8 protein-coding genes and 1 pseudogene are annotated in these 4,477 nt (G+C 41.4%); 1 reads left to right on the top strand and 8 read right to left on the bottom strand.

Annotated features, from left to right (window positions below; translation table 11 throughout):
* Positions 1 to 292 (top strand): annotated as a pseudogene (locus ACLQ7H_RS18815) (hypothetical protein); the annotation flags it as partial.
* A gap of 267 nt (positions 293 to 559) precedes the next feature.
* Here the strand turns inward: ACLQ7H_RS18815 and ACLQ7H_RS18810 are convergent.
* The 8 genes from ACLQ7H_RS18810 to ACLQ7H_RS18775 form a co-directional block, all read right to left on the bottom strand.
* Positions 560 to 1,333: a hypothetical protein gene (locus ACLQ7H_RS18810; RefSeq protein WP_411753977.1), complete on the bottom strand. Its 774-nt coding sequence runs from the start codon at positions 1,331 to 1,333 to the stop codon at positions 560 to 562.
* Between the two features lie 667 nt (positions 1,334 to 2,000).
* Positions 2,001 to 2,438: a hypothetical protein gene (locus ACLQ7H_RS18805; RefSeq protein ID WP_411753976.1), complete on the bottom strand. Its 438-nt coding sequence runs from the start codon at positions 2,436 to 2,438 to the stop codon at positions 2,001 to 2,003.
* 85 nt (positions 2,439 to 2,523) lie between these two features.
* A complete protein-coding gene (locus ACLQ7H_RS18800) occupies positions 2,524 to 2,859 on the bottom strand; it encodes a hypothetical protein (RefSeq protein WP_411753975.1) in 336 nt (111 codons plus the stop codon).
* 8 nt (positions 2,860 to 2,867) lie between these two features.
* Positions 2,868 to 3,215 carry a hypothetical protein gene (locus tag ACLQ7H_RS18795; protein ID WP_411753974.1) on the bottom strand — a complete coding sequence of 116 codons (348 nt, stop codon included), beginning with the start codon at positions 3,213 to 3,215 and terminating at the stop codon, positions 2,868 to 2,870.
* On the bottom strand, positions 3,215 to 3,406 hold the full coding sequence (locus tag ACLQ7H_RS18790; RefSeq protein ID WP_411753973.1) for a DNA translocase FtsK: 192 nt from the start codon (positions 3,404 to 3,406) through the stop codon (positions 3,215 to 3,217). The genes ACLQ7H_RS18795 and ACLQ7H_RS18790 overlap by 1 nt, the downstream gene beginning before the upstream one ends.
* Positions 3,407 to 3,472: 66 nt before the next feature.
* A complete protein-coding gene (locus ACLQ7H_RS18785; protein ID WP_411753972.1) occupies positions 3,473 to 3,847 on the bottom strand; it encodes a hypothetical protein in 375 nt (124 codons plus the stop codon).
* Between the two features lie 13 nt (positions 3,848 to 3,860).
* Positions 3,861 to 4,388, bottom strand: a complete 528-nt coding sequence (locus ACLQ7H_RS18780) for a hypothetical protein (RefSeq protein WP_411753971.1) — start codon at positions 4,386 to 4,388, stop codon at positions 3,861 to 3,863.
* Positions 4,389 to 4,390: 2 nt separating this feature from the next.
* Positions 4,391 to 4,468 carry a hypothetical protein gene (locus ACLQ7H_RS18775; protein WP_411753978.1) on the bottom strand — a complete coding sequence of 26 codons (78 nt, stop codon included), beginning with the start codon at positions 4,466 to 4,468 and terminating at the stop codon, positions 4,391 to 4,393.
* Between the last annotated feature and the right edge of the window lie 9 nt (positions 4,469 to 4,477).

Genomic DNA, 4,477 nt, shown 5'->3' with positions numbered 1-4,477 from the left:
AAGTGACCTTTTTAGGCTGACCTACACGCTGGAAAGCCTCAAAGTACTAGGTTGGCGTAACGAGTTGGTAACTCCTGCTGAATGGGATTCTGAAGCGCTGGATGACGCTGCTCCTGCGCTGTATGTGATTAAGGCAGTGCTGCAATCAGCTTTCACCAGTGAGGGCCAGTTGGTCACACCACTTACATTTAAGGTTGTTGGGGATACGCAGATCGTCGTGGATGCGATGACAGCCAATAGTCTAACCACCGAATGTTTGGGGAATGTGGTGACGATTATTCTGCAACCCTGATATGTATCAATGAGATTTCAGCAGAGATCGGGCCGAGATAGCGCCTGTAAGCCAGTTAGACGTGCTAAACCGGTAACTGGCAGTATAATGCAGATCAACACTACTCGGCTGCGTGTGTACTGAGCATGGTGATAGGTTGGCTATGGGTAAAAGTGATTGGTTGAAATGTCTGAGTAATGCACTCTGCACCTAATCTTGTTTATTAGCGTTATTGGAAATAAAACTATGGGGTTACTTCTTCGCATTCACTAACGCTGAATACTTGTGTCATTTATCTTGTAAGGTACTAGGGATTTTATACTTTTCCTCTGATGGCCACAAATAAAAAATTTTATATGTTACAGGTATCATTATGACAAAAAGAATAATATAAGGGAGTATGCCAGTTGGGATTTTATATTTATCTATTATAGTTGGAAGGAAATCATAATATAGATTAACCAATCCGAAAACTATAGCAGCCACCATTAAAAAAAAGCCTGCTAGATTACATATTCTTTCCTGTGTTCTTAGTTTGTTTAGCCTTTTATATCCCCCCTGGTAGTCTACTACATCTGCATCTTTTAATTCCCCTTTGAATTGCATGTCATTTCCTGTTGATGTATGGAGTACCCTTATAATAGCTCCATCCATAACATTTAAATGGTCAAAATTAATCATTGCAATATTAATGTCATTTGTTACATGAACGTCGACAGCACTGCTTATTTTTGTCGATTTAATAACCTCAATACTCAGTATTTTTTCCGTTTCTTTTACATGAAGTTGAAGCAAGTTTTTTTGAGATAAGTTTTCTTCATCTAAGGTGGTATTACCCTGGTTCCATATATAAATATTAGATATCGTCAATCGCCTTACAGCGTTACCGGAGAAATTAATACTTAATTGCCCATTGAAATTTTCATATACATCATCATTGATGACTGTTCTACTATCAACTTTATAACATAAAATACTTGTTTTTTTACTTTTTTTATAATAATAAAATGCGGTTATTAGCGAGAGCGCCGTTAATATTTCCCCTACACCTATTATACTCATCTGTATATACCTTGTAAAAAGCACTTCTGTTTGTATTGACAAATAACAATGAGCGCAATCCATCAATGTGGCTACTGGATAAGAGTGCCATAACAGTTATAAAAATCAAGATATGGTGTTAAAAATAATGAGCTTCGACTTTTTTAATTTTCCAAATGTGGTTAAGAGGTTAACCCTTGGCGACCTCATAAAGTTGGATAGTTCGCACCAAGCGGAGTGGACTGACCCCACCCCGGTAGACGATCCTGACCTATAGTTAGACTGGGTTCTGATAGGTCAAACCTGCTGGTCAGCTCAGTGCAAATCAGCACTTCTCGGTTGCATGTATGCGCATGGTGTATTGGCAAAAAATGAGTGGTGAAGTACAAGCCCGTACCACTCAGGTTAGCATTCACTTTTCAAACGGGATCGTTTACTTCTTTGATCGCTGTTGCACTTTGCAGGGGATCTCACTCGACGGCGATCTTACACCATCCAATACAGGGGTAATTATTGCCCGGCATTCACCCGGTAAACTCGATTGAACGTAAAGGGTATTAGCTTTGGATGGTGTTTCTGGTGTCCTCTCTTCGGGCGTAAACAACCAGATAAGAACAGCAATGATAATCGTGATGATAGCTGTGATGATTATCTTTAATTTTATTGAGGACATTACGTACCACCTTAATTAGCATTGGAATGCGTTACAAAGCACACCGGTATAAAATGCAGCACAAATCACATGATGCAATACACGAGGTGGATTATCCCAGCACGGGATAAAATGTGCGTCTGGAATGTCTCTTGTCAAATGATAGTCTGGATGCACCAGAACAAAATTGATGGCTTTTAGTGTGCTGGCAATATCAATAAACTCTTCACTTTCTTTGCTGTCTATGATGATAATATTTAAATCTACGTAGCGATCAGGTAATTCATACTCTTCTGCGGAAGATATCTTTTTATATAAAACCTCATCTTCGAAACCGGGTAACTTACTTTCATCTATTATTTCCGGGTTACAAGTAAATATATTCACTTCAAGATCGAATTCAGGCATCTCTAGTAATGGAGGTACTGAAAAATCCAAATAGCAAACATTATCTTCTACATAATAGGTTTTCATATGGTTGTTCTCGGTACAATAAGAGGGGGTAATGCAGGTGGGTATGAAAAAATTAACGGCTGTCCAATGGGCAGCCGCCTATACGTTATAAACCGAATACGTTAATGTAGAATTGACCGTTATTATCATCGGTCTTTTGAATGCGGTAAGTGATGGGTATTGAGTTGGCTTTTTCAGCATTGGCAAACTTTAAATCGGCAGCGCACTGGTACACATCAAGCTTACTTTGGTGCTCTACGGTTCTGACATTCTCCACCGAGATTGTCACACCATCAAGTTTGTAATACGTTTTGGCCGCTTCCTTGGTAGCAATATCAACCACCAGATTTTTAGCCTCATCACTATTGCACTTTGGTGTGCCTGAATCACAGCCAGACAGGCCAATCAAGGCAATGCATGAGTAGAGTAGTCTCAGTTTCATTGGAACGCTCACAGGAAGAATGATGCCACGCCTAATAGAGAAAGTAGGCAGTCAACACCGATAACCAGCAGCGCCAACACTTTCCACAGTTTATTAGCTGTTGTTCTCATAATGCAAAGGAACATCAGGCCACTCCAAACCAGCATACCAGCATCTATCCTGAGTATTGTCCCTGCTGATTCAGAAAAGTATTCTATCACTGACAACAACACGGCGGGGATAAACCACCATAGCCAGAACGTCTTTGTCAGACCATAGCCGCCACTGAGTAGCTTTTGTCTGACCGCATTAAGATCATTACGGCCTGCCTCTTCATTCGTTTTCTGGTTTTCTTTAAGCTTATCAATGAAAGACATTATCTATCCTTATTCAATGAAATGTTATCTTGCCTGATTTTCTCAACCAGATTCGCCGCTCGGTTATAACCAATCCTAAAATGCTGTTGAACAGCGGTGACATTATTTTTTAGTTCACCGCTGATGAGCATATTAAGCGCCTGGTCATAAAATGGGTCTACTGATGATTCTTGATTTAAGTCAGTTGGCATACTCCCTCTTATAATTGGTGGTCTGCATGTATAATTAATTACACAATGCAATTTTGAAAAATGAGTTTACTTATAAATGCCAGAGAGTGAGTTCCCGGCATTCATGCCACAATAACTATTGCATTCCTCAGTAGCCTGGACATTAACGCTATTCTGGCCCCATGTCAGAGTGATTAAGCATTGTTCTTTATCTCGCCATTGCAAGGTAGTATGCTCCGCTGTCTCAGCAATAGCAGTGGCGATCCCTTCCACTTCACAAACGTGCATATCCACATTGGTGTTAATCGAGTATTTTGCCTGTTGCCCATTACCCGGTACTGCCGATAATTTGATTTCACCATCGGGTTTCTGGTAGATAAGGATTTTTCCTTCCATTTTGGCGGCTACTGCTACATTGCAAAACAAGCTGCCAGCCAAGACTGCTATTATCATGTTTTTCATTGTTAACTCCTTGTCAGTTGATACGGATATTTTTAACGAATCTCCTCAGTGTCAGCGGCTTGCGTTTCTCCACATAAAAGTAAGCCACGTTGAAAGCCGATTTCTTATGGTTGCCTTTCCCCAATGAGGGCCAATCACGGAAAGCCTCTATCTGGTCTTCTGTATAGGGTGTGCCGGAGAAGTCGAACAACACCAGCAACGCCTTGCCGGGATATTTCATTAGCTTCTTCATTTCCGTACTGTTGACGGTCGCGGAGACGGTAGATTTCGCTGCGGTTGGCTTGCGTACCGCAAACTCAACTGCCACATCGTCAATCACAAAATCAATGTAGCCATTCCCTGTTATCGTCCCCGGTAGCTTCCCCTGCACCTCAGGTGATACCGCATCAGCAAAGTACCCTAATAGGTAGCAACGCACCAAGGGGAGTAGTTCTCTTTCGTTGCATTCATTCAACCGTAGTGTTTTGACAAACTCCTGCCGGTACAGCGAATGGAAGAAGTATTCAAAGCTTTCCGTTACCGATGTGATGGTGGTCGCCATTGTTATCCCTTTTTGGCATGAATCGAGGGTGCCTTGTTGAGATAACGACTCGGCCACAACTGTTCAGGTGTCATGCCCAATACCCCGGC

It is taken from the genome of Serratia sp. (in: enterobacteria) (assembly GCF_046715635.1).
Classification (GTDB): Bacteria; Pseudomonadota; Gammaproteobacteria; order Enterobacterales; family Enterobacteriaceae; genus Chania.
This window is presented reverse-complemented; position numbering and strand designations above follow the sequence as displayed.